At 59.3% G+C, this 19,686-nt stretch carries 19 protein-coding genes, 1 tRNA gene, 1 pseudogene and 1 riboswitch; of the genes and pseudogenes, 14 read left to right on the forward strand and 7 right to left on the reverse strand.

Annotation, left to right across the window (positions count from 1 at the left end; genetic code table 11):
* Positions 1-78: 78 nt before the first annotated feature.
* The gene (locus HX807_RS15900) at positions 79-447 is read right to left on the reverse strand and encodes a hypothetical protein (protein WP_177035871.1); all 369 of its coding nucleotides are present in this window, start codon (positions 445-447) and stop codon (positions 79-81) included.
* Positions 448-749: 302 nt separating this feature from the next.
* A riboswitch (guanidine-I (ykkC/yxkD leader) is annotated at positions 750-850 on the forward strand.
* Between the two features lie 61 nt (positions 851-911).
* Here HX807_RS15900 and HX807_RS15905 point away from each other — a divergent pair.
* The 10 genes from HX807_RS15905 to HX807_RS15950 all read left to right on the forward strand — a co-directional run bounded on the left by HX807_RS15905 (position 912) and on the right by HX807_RS15950 (position 11,257).
* The gene (locus HX807_RS15905) at positions 912-1,979 is read left to right on the forward strand and encodes a putative urea ABC transporter substrate-binding protein (RefSeq protein ID WP_003212027.1); all 1,068 of its coding nucleotides are present in this window, start codon (positions 912-914) and stop codon (positions 1,977-1,979) included.
* Positions 1,980-1,991: 12 nt separating this feature from the next.
* A complete protein-coding gene (locus HX807_RS15910) occupies positions 1,992-2,807 on the forward strand; it encodes an ABC transporter permease (RefSeq protein ID WP_177050437.1) in 816 nt (271 codons plus the stop codon).
* Positions 2,804-3,568, forward strand: coding sequence for an ABC transporter ATP-binding protein (locus tag HX807_RS15915; RefSeq protein ID WP_003212032.1), 765 nt, complete (start codon positions 2,804-2,806; stop codon positions 3,566-3,568). Before HX807_RS15910 ends, HX807_RS15915 begins: the two co-directional genes overlap by 4 nt.
* Positions 3,565-4,290: an urea amidolyase associated protein UAAP1 gene (locus HX807_RS15920; protein WP_003212035.1), complete on the forward strand. Its 726-nt coding sequence runs from the start codon at positions 3,565-3,567 to the stop codon at positions 4,288-4,290. Before HX807_RS15915 ends, HX807_RS15920 begins: the two co-directional genes overlap by 4 nt.
* A gap of 9 nt (positions 4,291-4,299) precedes the next feature.
* A complete protein-coding gene (locus HX807_RS15925) occupies positions 4,300-4,932 on the forward strand; it encodes an urea amidolyase associated protein UAAP2 (protein WP_003212037.1) in 633 nt (210 codons plus the stop codon).
* Positions 4,933-5,236: 304 nt separating this feature from the next.
* Complete coding sequence (uca, locus tag HX807_RS15930) at positions 5,237-8,878, forward strand: urea carboxylase (RefSeq protein ID WP_177050439.1); 3,642 nt, start codon at positions 5,237-5,239, stop codon at positions 8,876-8,878.
* Positions 8,879-8,951: 73 nt separating this feature from the next.
* Complete coding sequence (locus HX807_RS15935; protein ID WP_003212042.1) at positions 8,952-9,164, forward strand: cysteine-rich CWC family protein; 213 nt, start codon at positions 8,952-8,954, stop codon at positions 9,162-9,164.
* Complete coding sequence (locus HX807_RS15940) at positions 9,164-9,856, forward strand: pseudouridine synthase (protein ID WP_003212044.1); 693 nt, start codon at positions 9,164-9,166, stop codon at positions 9,854-9,856. Before HX807_RS15935 ends, HX807_RS15940 begins: the two co-directional genes overlap by 1 nt.
* A gap of 305 nt (positions 9,857-10,161) precedes the next feature.
* Positions 10,162-11,046, forward strand: coding sequence for an alpha/beta fold hydrolase (locus HX807_RS15945; RefSeq protein ID WP_003212046.1), 885 nt, complete (start codon positions 10,162-10,164; stop codon positions 11,044-11,046).
* 137 nt (positions 11,047-11,183) lie between these two features.
* A tRNA-Gly gene (locus tag HX807_RS15950) sits at positions 11,184-11,257 on the forward strand.
* Positions 11,258-11,372: 115 nt separating this feature from the next.
* On the opposite strand, the gene HX807_RS15955 is transcribed toward HX807_RS15950, so the two are convergent.
* From HX807_RS15955 to HX807_RS15970, 4 genes are all read right to left on the reverse strand, one after another.
* Complete coding sequence (locus HX807_RS15955) at positions 11,373-13,148, reverse strand: amidohydrolase (RefSeq protein WP_256344527.1); 1,776 nt, start codon at positions 13,146-13,148, stop codon at positions 11,373-11,375.
* 24 nt (positions 13,149-13,172) lie between these two features.
* Complete coding sequence (locus HX807_RS15960) at positions 13,173-14,096, reverse strand: lysine exporter LysO family protein (RefSeq protein WP_177050441.1); 924 nt, start codon at positions 14,094-14,096, stop codon at positions 13,173-13,175.
* Complete coding sequence (locus HX807_RS15965; protein ID WP_177050443.1) at positions 14,093-14,866, reverse strand: 2OG-Fe dioxygenase family protein; 774 nt, start codon at positions 14,864-14,866, stop codon at positions 14,093-14,095. The genes HX807_RS15960 and HX807_RS15965 overlap by 4 nt, the downstream gene beginning before the upstream one ends.
* A 223-nt stretch (positions 14,867-15,089) precedes the next feature.
* A complete protein-coding gene (locus tag HX807_RS15970) occupies positions 15,090-15,896 on the reverse strand; it encodes a polysaccharide lyase family 7 protein (RefSeq protein ID WP_008437814.1) in 807 nt (268 codons plus the stop codon).
* Positions 15,897-16,471: 575 nt separating this feature from the next.
* On the opposite strand from HX807_RS15970, the gene HX807_RS15980 reads away from it, so the two are divergent.
* Together HX807_RS15980 and HX807_RS15985 are read left to right on the forward strand one after the other, a co-directional pair.
* Entirely contained in the window at positions 16,472-16,753 is a 282-nt protein-coding gene (locus HX807_RS15980) for a BrnT family toxin (protein ID WP_008437813.1), read from the forward strand.
* Positions 16,754-16,756: 3 nt separating this feature from the next.
* Entirely contained in the window at positions 16,757-17,107 is a 351-nt protein-coding gene (locus HX807_RS15985; protein ID WP_134325880.1) for a BrnA antitoxin family protein, read from the forward strand.
* Between the two features lie 49 nt (positions 17,108-17,156).
* Here the strand turns inward: HX807_RS15985 and HX807_RS15990 are convergent.
* Both HX807_RS15990 and HX807_RS15995 read right to left on the reverse strand, forming a co-directional pair.
* A pseudogene (locus tag HX807_RS15990) lies at positions 17,157-17,398 on the reverse strand (GNAT family N-acetyltransferase); the annotation flags it as partial.
* 33 nt (positions 17,399-17,431) lie between these two features.
* A complete protein-coding gene (locus tag HX807_RS15995; protein ID WP_177008908.1) occupies positions 17,432-18,322 on the reverse strand; it encodes an SDR family oxidoreductase in 891 nt (296 codons plus the stop codon).
* Positions 18,323-18,417: 95 nt separating this feature from the next.
* On the opposite strand from HX807_RS15995, the gene HX807_RS16000 reads away from it, so the two are divergent.
* Both HX807_RS16000 and HX807_RS16005 read left to right on the forward strand, forming a co-directional pair.
* Positions 18,418-19,230 (forward strand): helix-turn-helix transcriptional regulator, encoded by an 813-nt coding sequence (locus tag HX807_RS16000; protein WP_008437810.1) that lies wholly within the window; start codon positions 18,418-18,420, stop codon positions 19,228-19,230.
* Between the two features lie 161 nt (positions 19,231-19,391).
* Positions 19,392-19,685 (forward strand): type II toxin-antitoxin system RelE/ParE family toxin, encoded by a 294-nt coding sequence (locus tag HX807_RS16005; protein WP_003212063.1) that lies wholly within the window; start codon positions 19,392-19,394, stop codon positions 19,683-19,685.
* Position 19,686: the final 1 nt, after the last annotated feature.

Here is a 19,686-nt window from a genome sequence, read left to right on the forward strand (position 1 = left end):
GATAGCTGTCAAATATGACAGTGCCGACCAACGGTAAACAAAAACGGCGCCTGAGCGCCGTTTTTCCAATTATTCCTATCAGCGATGACCGCCGCCACGGCCTCCACCCTGACCACCACCCTGACCACCACCCTGGCCATGTCCGCCACCATTACCCCAGTGACTGTTGCCCCAACCCTGGTTTGGGTAAGGCCGATAACCCGCGCGCGGCCCCGCAGGATAATAGCGCGGCGCCGGCTGGTAATAACGCGGCGACGGGTAATAACGCTGCGGTGGCGGGTAGTAACCCTGGCGGTAATGGTAATACGGGCCGCCGCCGTAGTAATACGCCGGCGCGGGCGCCGTGTAGACCTCGGAACCGTAGTAGGCCTGGCCGCCACCGTAATAAGGCGCGCACGCAGAAAGGGTCAAGCCGAGCAAAGCGATGAGAAGCAGTCGACGATACATGGCGGCCTCCTGGACCGCGGAAGAGCACACCCAGCGACGCTGGGGGGCGGCAAACAGCTTTCACTGCCTGACGAAATATCTGACATCAAAAACGGAATCTGGTGCGATTTAGACATAGATTGATACATCTGCCGGTCGCCTCATTGCAGTGCAACCCCGCACCACCACAATGCATATTCCCTGCACGTTTCTCCCTCCTCCTCGCGCCAACCCACGCCATTACTGCGCCCGTGCCACTTGGCACGACTCTCGCTTTACCTCTCCCGTGCAGGAGTCATCACAGGTTCGCGGCACCACAATTTGCAATGGCTGACTAGGGTTCCGGCTCGCTAAGGCGAGTGGCTGGTCCGAGAGTCGGCGACCTCCAGTTGAGGTTACACGGCGGGATAAAAGCCCGGGAGACAAGCCACCGTTCACGGTGCCGCGTTGCTCCTGCTCGCCCTTGATCAACTGGAGAAGCATCCATGCCCTCGATACGTTTACCCGCCCTGCTCGCCGCCGCCTTCGCCGCCGTGGTGAGTTTTTCCGCCCAAGCCGCCCCCAAAGACCATTTCAGCGTGTGCTGGACGATCTATGCCGGCTGGATGCCGTGGGAATACGCCGGCAGCCAAGGCATCCTCGACAAGTGGGCCAAGAAGTACGGCATCAAGATCGACATGGTGCAGCTCAATGACTACGTCGAATCCATCAACCAGTACACCGCCGGCCAGTTCGACGGCTGCACCATGACCAACATGGACGCCCTGACCATTCCCGCCGCCGGCGGCGTGGACAGCACCGCGCTGGTGGTCAGCGACTTCTCCAATGGCAACGATGGCGTGGTCATCAAAGGTGAAGGCAAGACCGTCGCCGACCTTAAGGGCATGAACGTCAACCTGGTGGAACTCTCCGTGTCCCACTATCTGCTGGCCCGCGCCCTGGAGTCGGCCAACCTCAGCGAAAAAGACCTGAAAGTGGTCAACACCTCCGACGCCGACATCGCCGCCGCCTTCAACACCGACCAGGTCAAGGCCGTCACCACCTGGAACCCGATGCTCTCGGAGATCAAGGCCAAGCCCGGTGTCACCGAAGTGTTCGACTCCAGCAAAGTGCCCGGCGAAATCATGGACATGATGGTGGTCAACACCCAGACCCTCAAGGACAACCCCAAGCTGGGCAAAGCGTTGACCGGCGCCTGGTTTGAAGTGGTGGCGCTGATGAACGCGAAAAACGCCGCCAGCACCGACGCCCTGGAGCACATGGCCAAGGCCTCCGGCACCGACCTCAAGGGCTTCCAGTCGCAACTGGACACCACCAAGCTGTTCGCCACGCCCAAGGAAGCCCTGGCCTTTGCCACCAGCGCGCAGTTGCCCGCCACCATGGGCAAAGTCGCCGAGTTCTCGTTTAAACACGGCCTGCTGGGTGAAGGTGCCAAGGACACCAACGCCGTGGGCATGAGCTTCGCCAATGGCGTGACCCGCGGCGACACCGCCAACCTCAAGCTGCATTTCGACCCCAGCTACGTACAGATGGCCGCCGACGGCACGCTGTAAGAGGACGCGGCCATGCGCCTGATCAACCGTCACCCGGAACGCTCCAGTCGCCTGCTGTTGGTGCTGCTGCCCTTCGCCCTGCTGCTGTTCGCCTACTTCGTGGGCTCGGCCGAGCGCCTGGCAGACAACCCCAACGACAAGCTGCTGCCCAGCGCCGCACAAATGGGCGACGCAGTGAAACGCCTGGCCTTCAGCGCCGACACTCGCACCGGTGAATACGTGCTGTGGCAAGACAGCGCCTCAAGCCTGCGCCGCCTGGCGATCGGCCTGGGCATCAGCGCCCTCGCCGGCCTGTGCCTGGGCATTGCAGCCGGCACCTTGCCGCTGTTTGGCGCACCGTTGTCCCCCTTGCTGACGGTGCTGTCGATGGTGCCGCCGCTGGCGATCCCGCCGATCCTGTTCATCGTGTTCGGGCTGGGGGAATTGTCGAAAGTGATGCTGATCGTGATCGGTATCACCCCGGCCCTGGCGCGGGACCTGGAACAGCGGGCACGGGAAATTCCCGTGGAGTTGCTGGTGAAGGCACAGACCCTCGGCGCCTCCACCTGGACCCTGATGCTGCGGGTGGTGCTGCCGCAATTGCTGCCACGTTTGCTGATCTCCCTGCGCTTGATGCTCGGCTCGGCGTGGCTGTTCTTGATTGCAGCCGAAGCCATCGCCTCCACCGACGGTTTGGGTTACCGGATCTTCCTGGTGCGCCGCTACCTGGCGATGGACGTGATCCTGCCCTACGTGGTGTGGATCACCCTGCTGGCCTGGCTGATGGACTGGGGCCTCAAGGCCCTGACGCGGCGCGCGTTCCCCTGGTACGAAGGAGCGCGGGCATGAGTTTTATCAGCGTCAACAATGTGTGGCAGCGCTATGGCGACCAGGTGGTATTGGAGCGCCTGAACCTGCACGTGGCCGAAGGCGAATTCTGCACCCTGGTCGGCACCTCCGGTTGCGGCAAATCGACCTTCCTGCGCCTGCTGCTGGGGCAGGAGACCGCCAGCCATGGCGAGATCCTGCTGGACGGTAAACCGCTCGCCGCCGAACCCGATGCCAGCCGTGGCGTGGTGTTCCAGCGCTACTCGGTGTTCCCGCATCTGACGGTGCTGGACAACGTTGCGCTGGGCCTTGAGTTGCCACGTTCAGCGTTGCTCGGCCGCCTGTTCGGCAGCGCGAAAAAACAGGCCCGGGAACAGGCCGCAGCCCTGCTGCATAAAGTCGGTTTGGGCCATGCCCTGGACAAGTACCCGGCGCAGCTTTCCGGCGGTATGCAGCAGCGGTTGGCCATCGCCCAGGCGCTGATCATGAAGCCCCGCGTGTTGCTGCTGGACGAACCCTTCGGCGCCCTCGACCCGGGCATTCGCAAAGACATGCACCTGCTGTTGCTGGAGCTGTGGCGCGAAACCAGGCTGACGGTGTTCATGGTCACCCACGACCTGAGTGAAGGCTTCAGCCTCGGCACCCGCTTGCTGGTATTCGACAAGGTGCGCCTCGACCCACACGCCCCCGGCGCCTACGGCGCCCGCATCACCTACGACATCCCTTTGAACAGCGAGCGCCGCAAGGCGATCGCCGCCGAACTTGGAGCCACTTCCAAATGACCGACTCAACTCAATTGTTCCCACCCTTCGCCGAGGAAATGCTCCCCGGCGGCGGCCACCGTTCCTTTGTGCTCAAGCGCGGCCAACTGCTGCGCCTCACCGACATTCGCGGCGGCGCCAACGTCAGTTTGACCCTGCTCAATGCCAATGAAAAAACCGAGCGCCTGAACCTGCCCGACAGCCTCAAATGCCAACACACCGCCAAGCTCACCAACGGCCATTGCCTGTACTCGGACATGGGCCGCGTGCTGGCTGCCATCACCGCCGACACCTGCGGCTGGAGTGACAGCATCGGCGGCGTGTCATGCGCCTCCGAGGTCGCGGAAAAATACGGCAAAGGCCGCTATCAAGAGCTGCGCAACGGCTTCTACCGCAACGGCACCGACAACCTGCTGGTGGAACTGGGCAAGTGGGGCCTGGGGCTGTCCGACCTGCTGATGACCCTCAACCTGTTCAGCAAAGTCACGGTAGATGAAGCTGGCAGCCTGCACTTTGTCCCCGGTCACTCCAAGGCCGGCGACTACATCGAACTCTACGCACCGATGGACACACTGGTGGTGCTCACCGCGCTGCAACATCCCATGGACCCCAACCCCGAGTACGCGCCGCAGCCGCTGAAACTCAGCTGGATGAACGCCGACCCAAGCGTCGCCGAACACTGCCGTACCTCGCGCCCGGAAAACGAGCGCGGCTTTATCAACACCGACCGTCTGTTCGCCTGAGGACCTGCCATGTCTATCGCACTCGCCAAACAACCGGACGCGGCCGTGTACCGCGCGACCATTCCCGCCGGCGAACCCTGGCTGATGGAAGTCAAGGCCGGCCAGACCCTGCGCATCCTCGACCTTGAGGGCAACCAGGCGGTCGACACGCTGTTCTACAGCCTGAAAAACCCCAGGGAACGCTACGACGTGCAGCGCACCCTGCGTCGGCAAAACAGCGTGTACCTGAGCACCGGCAGCGTGCTGTATTCCAACCTCGGCCAGCCGATGCTGACCATCGTCGACGACACCTGCGGACGCCACGACACCCTTGGCGGCGCCTGCGCCCAAGAGAGCAACACCGTGCGCTACGCCCTGGAAAAACGCTACATGCACAGCTGCCGTGACAACTATCTGCGGGCCTGTGCCCACGATGGCCGGCTGGGTAAAAGCGACATCGGGCCGAACATCAATTTCTTCATGAACGTGCCGGTGACCGCCGATGGCGGGTTGACCTTCGAGGACGGGATTTCCGCCCCCGGCAAGTACGTCGACCTGCGGGCCGAGATGGACGTGATCGTACTGATCTCCAACTGCCCGCAACTGAACAACCCGTGCAACGGCTACAACCCAACCCCTGCGGAGTTACTGGTATGGAACTGAAGATCAAGCGGTTGCGCCAGTGGTTGTTCGCCCTGTGCCAGGCCCGGGCCGGGCAGTGCCTGCGAAAACGCTGAAGATCAACTGTGGAGATGACCGGTAGGAGCTGGCTTGCCTGCGATAGCGGTGGATCAGCCGACATATGGGGTGACTGATCCACCGCCATCGCGGGCAAGCCCGGCTCCCACAGTTGATCTCCATTGGTGTTGAAATTTGCGCTGCGGACGACCGCAGCGCCATCCACATTTGCGGGACGGCCCGCATCCCAGGACAAGGCCGAGCACTCATCGGCCTGCGGGGTTTTGCCATGTTCGAAAAACTGTTGATCGCCAACCGTGGCGCCATCGCCTGCCGCATCCTGCGCACCTTGCGTGAGCTTTCGGTCAAGGGCGTGGCGGTGTATTCCGAAGCCGATGCCGCGAGCCTGCATATCCAGCAAGCGGATGAGGCCTACAGCCTGGGCGAAGGCGCGGCGGCCGGCACCTATTTGTCGGTGGAGAAAATCCTCGCCACGGCCAAGGCGTGTGGCGCCACCGCGATTCATCCCGGCTATGGCTTTCTATCGGAAAACGCCGCCTTCGCCGAAGCCTGCGAAACAGCAGGCATCGCCTTCGTCGGCCCGACGCCGGAACAGCTGCGGGTATTCGGCCTCAAGCACACCGCGCGCGCGTTGGCCAGGCAGCACAACATCCCGCTGCTGGAAGGCACCGAGCTGCTCAACAGCCTCGATGCCGCACTACTGGCCGGGGAAACCGTGGGCTATCCGATCATGCTTAAAAGCACCGCCGGTGGTGGCGGGATCGGCATGCGCGTGTGCCACAGCGCCGATGAATTGCGCGACTGTTTCGAGGCGGTGAAACGCCTGGGCCAGAACAATTTCAGCGATGCCGGTGTGTTTATCGAGAAGTACATCCAACACGCCCGGCACCTGGAAGTGCAGGTGTTTGGTGACGGCTGCGGCGAGGTCATCGCCCTCGGCGTGCGCGACTGTTCGGTGCAGCGGCGCAACCAGAAAGTGCTTGAAGAAACCCCGGCGCCGAACCTGCCCGACGGCATGGCGGATGAGCTGTGCCGTGCCGCCATCACCCTGGCCAAGGCAGTGAATTACCGCAGCGCCGGGACCGTGGAATTTATCTTTGATAGCGCCGATGGCCGCTTCTATTTTCTGGAAGTGAACACCCGGTTGCAGGTGGAACATGGCGTCACCGAGCAAGTGTGGGGCGTGGACCTGGTGCGCTGGATGGTGCAATTGGCCGCCGGGGAAATGCCGCCATTGCGGGAACTGCAACTGAAGCCTCACGGCCACGCGATTCAGGCACGCCTGTACGCCGAAGATCCGGGCCGGGAGTTTCAGCCAAGCCCGGGGCTTTTGACGTATGTGGACTTCCCGGTCGCTGAAGGCCTGCGCATCGACACGTGGGTGGAGGCCGGTTGCGAGATTCCGCCCTACTTCGACCCGATGATCGCCAAGCTCATCACCTGGGCGCCGACCCGCGAACAGGCACGCCTGGATTTGCATCAAGCCCTGAGCAACAGCCAACTGTACGGCGTGGAAACCAACCGCGATTATCTGCGCCAGATTCTGCTCGCTACACCGTTCGCCAGTGGCCATCCGTGGACGCGCTGCCTTGAAGATTTGGTGTACCACGCCAACACGTTTGAAGTGCTCAGCGCCGGCACGCAAACCAGTGTGCAGGACTATCCGGGGCGCCTCGGTTACTGGGCCGTAGGCGTGCCGCCGTCGGGGCCGATGGACAGTCGCGCGCTGCGCCTGGGCAATCGCCTGCTGGGCAATGCCGAGGGCACCGCTGCGCTGGAAATCACCATGAGCGGGCCGTTGCTGCGCTTCAATTGTGCGGCGGTGGTGGCGGTGACGGGTGCAGACATTGTGCTGCGCTTGAATCATGAAGCGGTACCGATGAACACCGCGTTGCTGATCCCGGCGGGCGCAACCTTGAGCCTGGGCACCATCGCCGGGGCCGGTGCTCGCAGCTACCTTTGCGTGCGCGGCGGGCTGCAGGTTCCGGATTATCTGGGAAGCAAAAGTACCTTCACCCTTGGCCAGTTTGGTGGGCATGGCGGGCGGGCTTTGCGGGCGGGTGATGTGTTGCACTTACTGCCGTTGGAGGATGTCAGTTGCGGCAATACGCTAGTGCCTGAACCGCTTGGCGAGGTGCGAGCACTGCGGGTGATCTACGGCCCCCACGGCGCGCCGGAATACTTCAAGCCCGAGTACATCGAGACGTTCTTTGCCACCCAGTGGGAAGTGCATTTCAACTCCAGCCGCACGGGTGTGAGGTTGATCGGGCCGAAGCCTCTGTGGGCACGTACGGATGGCGGTGAGGCGGGGTTGCATCCGTCGAATATTCACGACAATCCGTATGCGATCGGTGCGGTGGATTTTACCGGGGACATGCCGGTGATCCTCGGCCCCGACGGCCCGAGCCTGGGTGGGTTTGTATGCCCGGTGACAGTGATCGAGGCGGACTTGTGGCGGCTGGGCCAGCTCAAGGCGGGTGACAAAATCTGCTTCACCCCCGTCGACATCAAGACTGCCCGCGACCTCGCCTTGAAATGGGATCGTTCCCACGCTCTGCGTGGGAATGCCGCCTGGGACGCTCCGCGTCCCGCTGTCGACGCAATGACGCAGAGCGTCACAGGATGCATTCCCACGCAGAGCGTGGGAACGATCAGGTCGCCTGTTGTTCTGGACGTCGGCCAGGCCGACACCCGCCTCGTCGCCCGCCTCGCCGGCGACACCCACCTGCTCCTGGAAATCGGCGCCCCGGAACTCGACCTGGTGCTGCGCTTTCGCGCCCACGCCCTGATGCAAGCCCTCGAAGCACAAGCCCTGCACGGCGTCATCGACCTGACACCCGGCATCCGCTCCCTGCAAATCCACTACCAGCCCGAACAACTTACCCTCGCCGACCTCCTGGCGCTGATCACCGCCGAATGGCACGCCGTCTGCGCCAGCCAAAACCTGCAGGTGCCGTCGCGCATCGTCCACCTGCCACTGTCCTGGGACGACCCGGCCTGCCAACTGGCGATCGAAAAATACATGACCACCGTGCGCAAGGATGCCCCGTGGTGCCCGAGCAACCTGGAGTTCATCCGCCGCATCAACGACCTGGCCAACCTCGACGAAGTGCGCCACACCGTGTTCGATGCCAGCTACCTGGTGATGGGCCTGGGCGACGTCTACCTCGGCGCGCCCGTGGCCACGCCGCTGGACCCGCGTCACCGCCTGGTCACCACCAAGTACAACCCGGCACGCACCTGGACCGCCGAAAACTCCGTGGGCATCGGTGGCGCCTACCTGTGCGTGTACGGCATGGAAGGCCCCGGCGGTTATCAGTTCGTCGGGCGTACCTTGCAGATGTGGAACCGCTACCGGGAAGTCGCCGCGTTCGATGGCAAACCGTGGTTGCTGCGCTTCTTCGACCAGATCCGCTTTTACCCGGTGAGCGCCGATGAGCTGGTGCAGATACGCCGGGATTTCCCCCTTGGGCGGTTTGAACTGAGCATCGAACACAGCCAGTTGAACCTGACGGATTACCAGGCCTTTCTCGCGCAGGAAGCCGAAAGCATCGGCGCGTTTCGCGGGCAACAGCAGCGCGCGTTCAACGCCGAACGCGAACGCTGGATCGCCAGCGGCCAGGCGCATTTCGACAGCGAGGAACTCGCCGCACCACAGGGCGCAGACACGCCCTTGCAGGCCAACGAATACAGCATCGACAGCCACATCGCCGGCAATCTCTGGCAAGTGCAGGTCAGCGCTGGCGAACGCGTGGCGGCGGGAGATGTGCTGGTGATCCTGGAGTCGATGAAAATGGAAATCCCGGTAGTCGCACCGTTCGCCGGCACCGTGCGGGAAATTCCGGTGCAGCCCGGCAGCGGCATTGGCGCAGGCCAACGGGTGGTGGTGCTGGAGCGTGATTTGCAATAACGCGGCGGGGCTGTATCGTGCAAGGCACACCGGGTTTCACCGGGACCTTGTCCGATACAGCCTGAACCGACCGATGACCACGCCAACCCTCTGCCCCGCCTGCGGCGCCCGCAACGATTGCGCCCTGGCCGACCCGCGCACTGCCGACCAGGCGTGCTGGTGCTATTCCGTCAGCATCGACCCCGCAGTGCTCGAAGCCTTGCCGGCGGAACTGCGCAATAAAGCCTGCCTGTGCCCGCGTTGTGCCCAGGTGGACGAACAACTGCGCGGCAACGAGCGGTCGTAATGCGCGTAGATCGTTTCCTCAGCAACCTGCCGCGTTTCAACCGTAAACAGGTTCGCCTGTTGCTGGTGGAGCGGCGGATCAGCGTCGACGGCCAGGCCACCAGCGATCCGCACCACCCGGTAAGCGAGTTCAGCCGTGTGTTGCTGGATGACGAAGTGCTGCAAGCCGGCAAACCCGCGCGTTACTTCATGCTGCACAAACCCCAGGGCTGCGTCAGCGCCACGTCCGACCCGCAACACCCCACGGTGCTCGACCTGCTGGATGAACCTGACAAGCACGAGCTGCACATCGCCGGTCGTCTGGATTTCAACACCACCGGCCTGATGCTGATCACCAACGACGGCCAGTGGTCGCGCCGCCTGACCCAGCCGCAAACCAAACTGCCCAAGGTCTACTACGTCGAGACCGAGCAGGACATCGGCCCGCAATACGCGGCCACCTTCGCCGCCGGCCTGTACTTCGCCTTTGAAGACCTCACCACCCAACCGGCGGAACTGGAACTATTGGGCCCCAGAACGGCGCGCCTGAGCATCATTGAAGGGCGTTATCACCAGGTGAAGCGCATGTTCGGGCACTTCGACAACAAAGTGATACGCCTGCACCGCGAACGCATGGGACCGCTGGAGTTGGACGCAGCCCTTGCGCCAGGCCATTACCGGGCGCTTACAGAGGCTGAAATCCAACAGGTCTGATGACCGTTCAGCCGATGATGGCAAAAACCCACGCCATCGACTGGCGAACTGGCATCCCTGATGCTTGAATCAACCCAGCCAGCCGCAATCTGACTGGCGAGTCACCCCTACCTACAAGAAACACTTTGCCCGTCCGCACGCTTGACCTGCGGGCCTCTCACGGCAAATTGCCCGCCATAACAACACCCGTCGGCCAGCCAGTACCGGATCGACATGGGCCCTCACTTCCAGGCGTATGCCTACCTGTCACAAAGCTCGTGCAGAGTGATCTGCGCGCATTACCCGCTTGCCAGGAGTCTTACGACATGAGGCCAGAAATCGCTGTGCTGGATATACAGGGTCAGTATCGGGTTTACACGGAGTTCTATCGCGCGGACGCAGCAGCCAAGACCATCATCCTGGTCAACGGCTCAATGGCCACCACTGCGTCTTTCGCCCAGACCGTGAAAAGCCTGCACCCGACGTTCAACGTGGTTTTGTATGACCAGCCCTACGCTGGCCGCTCCAAAATCCACAACCGCCACGAGCATATGCTGACGAAAGAAGTCGAGGGCCAGATCCTTCTGGAACTCATCGACCACTTCGCCGCCGAACACGTGCTGTCCTTTTCCTGGGGCGGCGCCGCGACCCTCGTCGCCCTCGCCCACCGCCCGCGCCGTGTGGAAAAGGCCGTGATCAGCTCGTTCTCCCCGGTGATCAACGCCCCGATGCGCGACTACCTGGAGCGCGGTGTCGACTACCTCGGCAACCTCGACCGCGACCGCGTGGGCCACCTGGTCAACAGCACCATCGGCAAACACCTGCCGTCGCTGTTCAAACGCTTCAATCACAAACACGTGAGCAGCCTGGCCGAGCACGAGTATGGGCAGATGCACTTTCACATCAGCCACGTGCTCAACAGCGACCGGCTGTGCTACCTCAAGGCCGCTAAACAGATTGATATACCGGTGTTGTTCTTGAACGGCGAATGGGACGAGTACACCAGTGCCCAGGATGCCAAGCTGTTTGGGCAACATATTGCGAAAAGCAGCTTCGGCACGATTCAGGCGACCGGGCACTTTCTGGATATGGAGCACAAGGCCGCGTGCCGGGATAGCCGGGAGGCGTTGATGGGCTTTTTGAGACCGGAGCAGCAGCCAAGCCGGTTGCGGTACCACGCGTCACAGCCACAGCATGCGTTTGCCGTATGAGCGGTGGGGTTGTGGGTGGGCTGGATTTCCCAGGGGGTCCGCCTGCCCATGATCGACCGTTGGCACGTAAAACACAGAATTTTCGAAGAAAAACTTCAAATCCGCGAGCACATCTGGTACAAAGTCAGCCGCTCTGAGCGGGTATAGTTTAGTGGTAGAACGAAAGCTTCCCAAGCTTTAGATGAGGGTTCGATTCCCTCTACCCGCTCCACTCAGATTTTGCTCCTGCGTCAGGCTGGTTTTGACGGGGGATGTGTAAAAAAACCGGTCCTTGGTGTCCGGTTTTTTTATGGGTGGGATTTGGAAATTAAACGGTCGAACCGGGCTCATTCAATCGCCTGATAGACCTTCTTCCCGCCAACCCAAGTCTGCAGGACGCGTGTCCTCCAGATGTCTGCCGGGCTGACGGCAAAAATGTCCTGATCAACCAGGATAAAATCGGCCCACTTTCCGGGCTCAATGCTGCCTTGGGTAGCTTCTTGATGGGCTGCATAAGCTGCATCCAGCGTAAATGCACGGAAAGCCTCGAAGAGGGTCATGGCCTGCTCAGGGTGCCATCCAGCCAAGGGGTTGCCCTCATGATCCGAGCGAGTCACGGCAGCATGTATGCCGTAGAACGGATTGGCAGATTCGACTGGAAAGTCTGACCCTGCCGCAATTTTCGTTCCCTGGTTAAGCAGAGTGCGCCAGGCATAAGCCCCCTTGATCCGTTCGACACCCACCCTGTCCTCAGCCATATTCATGTCGCTGGTAGCATGTGTAGGCTGCATCGATGCAATCAGCCCTAGATCGATAAAGCGCGGTATCTGCGCCACATCAACCACCTGCGCATGCTCGATCCTGTTACGCAAGGCGCGCCCACCGACTGTGGCGTAGGTCTGTTCAAAGCTATCCATGACCTGCTTGATGGCAGCATCACCGATGCCATGCACATTAGCTTGAAAGCCGGCTTTCAGTACCGACTCAATCTTGTGCTTCATCTCCTGCCGGCTTTCAAAAAGCAACCCCTTGTTGGTTGGGTCGTCGGTATATGGCTCAAACAGCGCCGCACCACGGCTTCCCAAAGCGCCATCGGCATAAAGCTTGACGCTACGAATGGTAAGACGATCATCGCCGTAGCCGATCAAAGGGCCGTCCTGGGACAACACCGCGAAATCATCCCCCGCACCGTTGATCATCGAGTAGACACGTAACGGAAGCCGGCCGCGATCGGCAAAACCGCGCATCGTCTTGATCATCTGCCTATCAGCACCTGCATCGTGCACAGATGTCAGGCCTTGTGCATTGAGATGCTCCAATGCAGCCTGCAACGCGACCTCTCGCTCCTGCTCGTCAGGCAGCGGAATAATATCCGCGACCAGCCCCATAGCGGCGTCGATAAATACACCTGTCGGGTTACCTTCTGCATCCCGTTCGATACGTCCGCCTTTCGGATCAGGCGTGTCCTTAGTAATACCCGCCAGTTGCATCGCCTTGGTATTAGCCCATCCGGCATGGGCATCCACCCGAATTAGCCACACTGGTCGATCGACAACGACCTTATCAATTTCGGCAGCCGTCGGAAACCGCCCCAACTTCCAGGTAACGTGGTTCCAGCCTGAGCCGGTCAGCCAACGGGCGCCGGGGCGCGCTGCAGCGAATACCCGAAGCCTCTCCTGCGTATCAACCAGTGTTGGAGAGCCCCGTAAAGCAATGCTTCGAAGGGACTCTCCAAGCCATTTGATATGGCCGTGCGCATCGGTCAACCCAGGCAAGAGGGACGCACCCTTACCATCGATGCGCGTCGCCAATGCATGCTTGCCAGCAAGATCGGCCGCCATACCGACGCAAATCACTTTGCCCGACGCATCAAAGGCCAACGCATCAAAACGCATCAGACCGCCTCCACTCACGGTATAACCACGCACATTTTCCATAATCGTTGGCTCCGCCCGGACAGGCCCCGCCAGCGACAGGAACATAGCCACCGGGATCAACGCCTTGGGCTGAGTTTTGATACACATCAGCAGCTGTTCAAACGCGGCAAGCATCGGGCCGAGCGTGAGACTTTTAAATGCTGATGGTTGCAGACTCGGTTTTTCTCCTGAAAATCGTGGAGTCATGATTTCCTCCAGTAAGAGGTCACGTCATGCGGTCAGAAAGAAGGTTATAAAAAAGGGCGCTAACACCGTCAGAATCAAACCACTCATGAGAGCGGTAGGCAGCGTGTCGCAGTGGCAGGTTTGGCGCACGATCGGTAACGTCGAGTCCAGAGCGGTTGCCCCAGCGGCGGCAATACCGACCTTTGGGTGGAAGCCACCGACCAGGTACAGTAAAGCGATCGCGATCAGTTCGCGCCCCAGGTCTGCGAGCAATGCCGTAGCGCCATGAACTTCTCCGGACAGCCCTCCGACCAGGACGCTGGATAGCGTGAACCATCCAAATCCCGTCGAGAGTGCCAGGAGCAAACGGATATCTTCGCCAGTGATGAAATGAACCGCATAGGCTCCCAATATTGAGCCAATGACCACGGCAATCGGAACGCATAGAACGCCCCATGAGATCCAGTCACGACCTAACTTGATGCTCGACAAGTCGAGTCCCACCAAGAAGATCAGTACCATTAACATCACGTTGCTGGGTGGAAGCCACAAGCTTGCAACGGTTGATTCTGCATATGTGAACAACACGCCCAAGGCCACCATCAGCAGCGCAATAAAGCACTCTTTCAGAGGAGCAGCAGCGCCATGCATATCGAAACTGGCAACCCTGCCTGGTTCTCGTCCAGCCCCTCTCAAAGCCGCCAAGCCCAGCAGCAGCATGCAAGGCACCACTGTTGTTGCGACCGCGACAAGCGAAGATGTCTTGAGCACATACCCAACCGCATCCAGCGAAGAAACCACTTCGCCGAACTCAGTGCCTATCAGAAAAAGTAGCCCCCAAACCAAAGGGCTGATCAGACTGACCAATCGGGCAACAACTTTATCCGGGAGCAAGAGTTTGCTCGATAGAAGGCCTATTCCCAACGCAATCAAGATGGGCAATATCGAGTTCAACGCCTGCACCGTCATATCCTCTGAATGGTTGGCGAGAAATCAACCAAAACAATACAACGCTCACAGACTCCGGGAGAGGCGTCGTCAAGTTTCTTGATCGGGCTTATGTAATGCGAAACCTTCGGATCATGAACGACAAAACTATCGAGAGGCTCCGAAAGGGTAAACTCCGCCAAAATCTGACTTGCCCGCGCGTCCTCGAACAGCATGTTTCGGATTTCCGGATGCCCAATAAAATTGATGCCACCCGTCATGTTCGAAGAACGGTAGATCAAGTGCGCAAACGTGACGGGCTCTCCATCCTGGTGAAAAAAGTTCGGTGAGCTTATACCTGGCTGATCCGAACTCGCGGACGTGAGTTTTACAAAATGCACCCCAAAATAGATAGGAAGGGGCTGGCCAGGATGCTGCCAGAACGTCAGGGAAAAATCTTCATCGATCAGGTCGAGTAGTACGCGATTGTTTTTTACCGCATCACTCAACGCGTGAAAGTAGCGAATATTTGCGTGATCCGGATTGTTACCGCCTTGGTCGTAACCTGCGCGTCCGTGGCCTGCCCCATCTTTGACGATTGGCAACCAGTGGCCTTCATGCGTGTCTTGCCAGGGAAGAATGACTCCGTTGCCATACCGTCGAAACCTGTTTACTCCAGGCGGGGCGTACTCATCCGGCTCCAACTGTTCAAACTCTCGACGTAATTCTGCGAGCTCTTCGACGCAATGAGTCTGGCTCACACGAGGCATGTAATGCAGATATCCATCTTCTGCTAAGGCACTTCGAGGCATGGTCATTCCTCCTTGGTTTGATGCCATCAAACATAGGCAATCACCGTGGAGAACTTCAATGGAGGCGCGAACAACGAGAAGTGTCTTACAACGACGTCGGACGCTAATGGAGCGAGGGGGGAACGAATCTTTTTACTCGGCATTACTGACGCAGTACTACGCAGATAGGGTGAAACTGTACGCAGGTTGCTGGGCCGGGGAGTCTCTGAACCGGCGCACACTGCTACTGGTAACCCACATCCAGGGAGGTGTACGCAACAATAGCTGCCCCGCCGTCCTGCTCAGCGGTCTGGTTGTAATTCCCGGCCTTGAAATACAGATTGATGCCCTGCCAACCCGATGGCGGAATATCGAATTCCCGGCTGGCCTGCCTGCCATTCGCCGCAGCCGAAACCAGCAGCACCATGCCACCCTCGGAGCCCTTGACCTCAATCTTGTAATTCAGCTTGTCGTTAAGCTCGAGCCCCTTCAGCAATACTGTCCGTTGCTCCTTCTGCCCATAGCGCGTTTTGGTCCCGGCGATGATCGAGCCACCTTCCCAGCGAAGCTTCAGCAGCTCCGAACCTCCCGCCTTGTCGCCATGTATCTGGGCAAATATGATCGATTTTGTGCTTGGATTTTGCACCACATAAAGCTCGCCGGACTGGGTGTTATCAAACACATCACCTGCGGTGAACTCTCTTTTTGCCCGCAGTTCAACCCGGGGATAGTGACTGTTGGGCGTCGCGTTAAAACCCGAGGGTGTGTTGAATACCAGCGCTCCTTCCGGCACACCTTGATGGCATCCCGATGAGCGATAACAGTTTGTGTAGAAATAGGCGTTCTGAAGATTTTCGCCTAGCGCTATTTCTTCTGGCTGACCTTGCGCATTGAAATCCTGAAGAACGTACGCACGGCTCAGGTTGGGCAGGTTGTCGCCTGGGGTTTTTGTGGCATCCAGGGCAAAGGCATTTCCACCGTTAAAAATCACTCCGATGGCCAAGACCGACACCACGCTAAATCCAGCGCCAAACACTTTAAATGCGTGCATCACCGTCACCGATCATTCGTCAAAGCGCCAACTGCAACGCCAGCAATCCGACAGCGATTGGGGGCGTCGAATCAATGTGGGTGAGTTATACGAGCCAGTACACATCTGTTGATCCTCGGTTAGGACCACCTTCCGGAGATACTAAACAAAGGGTGGCGGCTATACGCGGGTTAGTAGACCGGTTGATCAACGAAACCGGCGCGCCCAAAGGCGCCCCGCGTACAGCCACCATAAAGACCAGACATTCAAACGTCTGAAAAATGGCACAGCCATACGCCGTTGATCAAATCGGGCTACTAAACCCGACCGCTGATGGGCAGCGGCTGACGAACCTTAAAGACGTCGCCCAAGGCGTACAACCGGGACGATTCTGATGGTTGTGTAGGCAAAGCCGCAAGATCTCTCTTCCAGATAGCTGCGCTCAACAATCCCCCCCTTGGTTCCTCACCTTCCCTACACACTAAGCATCCCCCTCATACCGGGCGCATCAGCGTCGACCGACGGAAATCCGTCATCCCTTCCCTCAAGATCCATCCCCCAATCAATCGCTTTTTTATACATATAAAATATGCATAATGAAAACCTTCAGAATCCAGTATGACTACACCAAGAACACACTGAATCAGCTAAAGCACAGAGGTGTAAGCCTGGCCGATGCTGAACCGGTATTTCACGACGCTAAAGCATTGATGATAGAAGACCGCGACCACGATGAAGAACGCTGGGTAGTCGTGGGCAAAGATGCAAAGGATCGAATATTGGTGGTGGCCTACACCTACCGTGATCCGAATTTCGTACGCATCATCAGTGCAAGGCTCGCATCCAAAAGTGAACGACGCCAGTATCTGGAGGTTTGAACCATGAAAGACGAATACGATTTCAGCTCAGGGAAGCGCGGTGCTATTGCAGGCAACAAAGGCAAGACACGCATCACCATCATGCTGGATGACGTCGTGATCGATGCAGCACGCACGTGCGCCGAAAACGTCGGTACGGGCTATCAGACGGTGATCAATAACATTCTGCGCCAGGCTCTGGTCTCCCAGGATGCACATAACCTAGTAACCGCCCCGAAAAAGCGGGCGAAAACCTTGCCTGTCATCAATGACAGGATCAACGCATCCGATGTGGAAGCCTTGGAACAGCAACTGCTTGCTGTCGCGGGGGAGTTGCATCGTGTGTTAGGAGCACACAACTCCGGCAAACACTAAGCCAGGCCTCAAGCGTGGTGTTTCACAATGATCAAACGGCCCGTCTCATTCACCGAATACGTTTGAAATAAACCAGCTCCGGATCATCCTCATACGGGTTCTCGATAACCCCGCTTGGAAAAAACCAGCCTTGGCGATGAGTCTCTGGGAAGCGACGTTGGACGTATTTGCCGAGGTAAAAAGCTTCATCGTCTTGCAGGCGGTCTCAGACGCAGCAAGCAGCCGAAGCGCTATTCCTTGACGTTGGAATGCTGGAGAAACAACGACTAATGAAACAAACCCGTTCTCGAAAACATTAGTAATCTGCCCTCCAGCAATTCGACCTTAAAAGCCCTCCAACTGCGCAAGATCCGCAAGCAACCCCGGTCCCACCGGCTCCCATCCCAACGTCTTGCGCGTGATCGCACTGGATGCAGGCATATCGTGAGCGGTAAACCTTGCCAACCAACCAAAAAACCCCTGAGCCTCTTGCGCCGAAATGGATTTAACCGGCAACCCTAGCCGCGTCCCCAACACCTCGGCAATCTCCCTTTGCGACACACCCTCCTCCGCCACCGCGTGATACCTCGTGCCCGGCTCGGCCTTTTCAATCGCCAGCCTGTAGAGCCGAGCCACATCCAGAATATGTGCCGCCGGCCAACGGTTTTTCCCGTCGGCGATGTAAGCGCAAACGCCCTTCTCGCGATACAACTCGATCACCGGGCTAACCAGCCCCTGCCTGACGGTGTCGTGTACTTGAGGCAAACGCATCACCGACACATTCACCCCCGTCGCGGCTACAGCGTTAGCCGCTTCTTCCGACGCTGCACGAGGAATTTGCGCTGAGGTAACCACCGCACCATCCTCCGTCGCCAACTGCCCCGGCACGGTGCTCGCAATTCCGACACCGGAGGTAATGATCAGCGGTCGATCCGACCCGGCAAGTGCCTCTCCCAGCGCCTGGATAACCCGGCGGTCGTCCTCGCAGTTCGCGACGAATTTCGAGAAGTCGTGATTGAACGCCAGGTGAATCACGCCATCCGCCTGGGTAACACCAGACTTGAGGCTTCCCAGGTCCTCAAGCGACCCACGATGTACCTGAGCCCCGGCGGCCTCCAGCGCTGCCACCTTGTCATCCGAGCGGCACAACCCCAGCACCTGATGGCCCGCCGCGATCAGTTCCTTGACGACAGCCGACCCGATAAATCCGCTGGCACCCGTTATAAATATGCGCATGAACCGTATCTCCGTGTGTATTCAGAGACTAATCTGTGCGCTTGCCCTATACGGGTAAAGTAGTGAAGTTATCAGGGTATAGAGGCTAACAGGCTATGAGCGCAAACCAGTTGGGCAGCTATCTGAAAGACCGACGTACCCGGCTTGATCCGGCGGCATTCGGCTTCTCATCGGCACGACGGCGTACGCCAGGTTTGCGCCGCGAAGAGGTGGCCCAACGCGCGAACATCAGCCCTACCTGGTACACCTGGCTCGAACAGGGCCGTGGCGGCGCGCCGTCGGTGGAAGTGCTGGAGCGGATTGCCCATGCGCTGATGTTGACCGATATCGAACGCGAGCATCTGTTCCTGCTGGCCTTCGGACGCCCACCCGAAGTGCGCTACCAGCAAAACGAAACGGTGACGCCACGCCTGCAACGGGTACTGGATGCCTTGAACCCCAGCGCCGCGATCCTGCGTACGGCGACCTGGGACGTGGTGGCCTGGAACCAGGCGGCGACGGTGATGTTGATGGACTACGGATCCCAGGCGCCGGAACAGCGAAATATCCTGCGGTTCATGTTCCTTGATCCCAATTCCCGCGCGGCCCAATACGACTGGGAAAGCGTGGCGCGGTTTGTGTTGGGGGCTTTCAGGATTGATACGGCGCGCTCAGGCGCGGCGGAGCAGGTGCAGCCGCTGGTGGATGAACTGTGTCGACGCAGCCCTGAATTTAAGGCGATGTGGAGCGAAAACGATGTTCAGGGCGCCCATGGTGATCGCATCAAGCGGATACGCCATTCGGTGTTGGGGCCGATCGAATTTGAGTATTCGGTGTTTGCGGTCGATGGGCGCAAGGATCTGAATATGGTGGTGTACAACCCGGCGACGCCGGAGGATGCGCAGCGGATCGCATCCTTGATGGATTAGGCGCCAGCAACTGCAAGAGACTTCGACACTGCAATCGCTCGCAACAAGAGACCATTTGAATCCTTAGCCTTACTCACATCATTCTCCTGCGCCTAACCGCGCCGCGCGCACGTGCTCATGCCTATTGCCAGCAAGTATCCATATGGATACAGTGAGAACCCGTGAACTATCATGTCCAGCAAACGCAGACCTTCATTACCTGGCATTCAGCAATACGTGATTTACGCGCAAAAATCGCCATCGCCCGGCGCATCGATTGCGCATCTGCTGGCAATCTGGGCGATATAAAGACGGTAGGCAATGGTGTCTCGGAAATGCGCGTAGATATCGGTCTGGGTTATCGAGTGTATTTCACGCAGCGAGGAAGAACCGTCATCGTCTTGCTGGCCGGTGGCGACAAATCCTCACAAGACGCCGACATCCGGCGAGCAAAAAAACTGGCAAAGGAAGTTTGAT

This window comes from Pseudomonas sp. D8002 (assembly GCF_013385695.1).
Classification (GTDB): Bacteria; Pseudomonadota; Gammaproteobacteria; order Pseudomonadales; family Pseudomonadaceae; genus Aquipseudomonas.

Coding starts and splice junctions, on each gene's coding strand:
- HX807_RS15900 (WP_177035871.1), bottom strand. CDS start 447: ATGTATCGTCGACTGCTTCTCATCGCTTTGCTCGGCTTGACCCTTTCT.
- HX807_RS15905 (WP_003212027.1), top strand. CDS start 912: ATGCCCTCGATACGTTTACCCGCCCTGCTCGCCGCCGCCTTCGCCGCC.
- HX807_RS15910 (WP_177050437.1), top strand. CDS start 1,992: ATGCGCCTGATCAACCGTCACCCGGAACGCTCCAGTCGCCTGCTGTTG.
- HX807_RS15915 (WP_003212032.1), top strand. CDS start 2,804: ATGAGTTTTATCAGCGTCAACAATGTGTGGCAGCGCTATGGCGACCAG.
- HX807_RS15920 (WP_003212035.1), top strand. CDS start 3,565: ATGACCGACTCAACTCAATTGTTCCCACCCTTCGCCGAGGAAATGCTC.
- HX807_RS15925 (WP_003212037.1), top strand. CDS start 4,300: ATGTCTATCGCACTCGCCAAACAACCGGACGCGGCCGTGTACCGCGCG.
- uca (WP_177050439.1), top strand. CDS start 5,237: ATGTTCGAAAAACTGTTGATCGCCAACCGTGGCGCCATCGCCTGCCGC.
- HX807_RS15935 (WP_003212042.1), top strand. CDS start 8,952: ATGACCACGCCAACCCTCTGCCCCGCCTGCGGCGCCCGCAACGATTGC.
- HX807_RS15940 (WP_003212044.1), top strand. CDS start 9,164: ATGCGCGTAGATCGTTTCCTCAGCAACCTGCCGCGTTTCAACCGTAAA.
- HX807_RS15945 (WP_003212046.1), top strand. CDS start 10,162: ATGAGGCCAGAAATCGCTGTGCTGGATATACAGGGTCAGTATCGGGTT.
- HX807_RS15955 (WP_256344527.1), bottom strand. CDS start 13,148: ATGACTCCACGATTTTCAGGAGAAAAACCGAGTCTGCAACCATCAGCA.
- HX807_RS15960 (WP_177050441.1), bottom strand. CDS start 14,096: ATGACGGTGCAGGCGTTGAACTCGATATTGCCCATCTTGATTGCGTTG.
- HX807_RS15965 (WP_177050443.1), bottom strand. CDS start 14,866: ATGCCTCGAAGTGCCTTAGCAGAAGATGGATATCTGCATTACATGCCT.
- HX807_RS15970 (WP_008437814.1), bottom strand. CDS start 15,896: ATGCACGCATTTAAAGTGTTTGGCGCTGGATTTAGCGTGGTGTCGGTC.
- HX807_RS15980 (WP_008437813.1), top strand. CDS start 16,472: ATGAAAACCTTCAGAATCCAGTATGACTACACCAAGAACACACTGAAT.
- HX807_RS15985 (WP_134325880.1), top strand. CDS start 16,757: ATGAAAGACGAATACGATTTCAGCTCAGGGAAGCGCGGTGCTATTGCA.
- HX807_RS15995 (WP_177008908.1), bottom strand. CDS start 18,322: ATGCGCATATTTATAACGGGTGCCAGCGGATTTATCGGGTCGGCTGTC.
- HX807_RS16000 (WP_008437810.1), top strand. CDS start 18,418: ATGAGCGCAAACCAGTTGGGCAGCTATCTGAAAGACCGACGTACCCGG.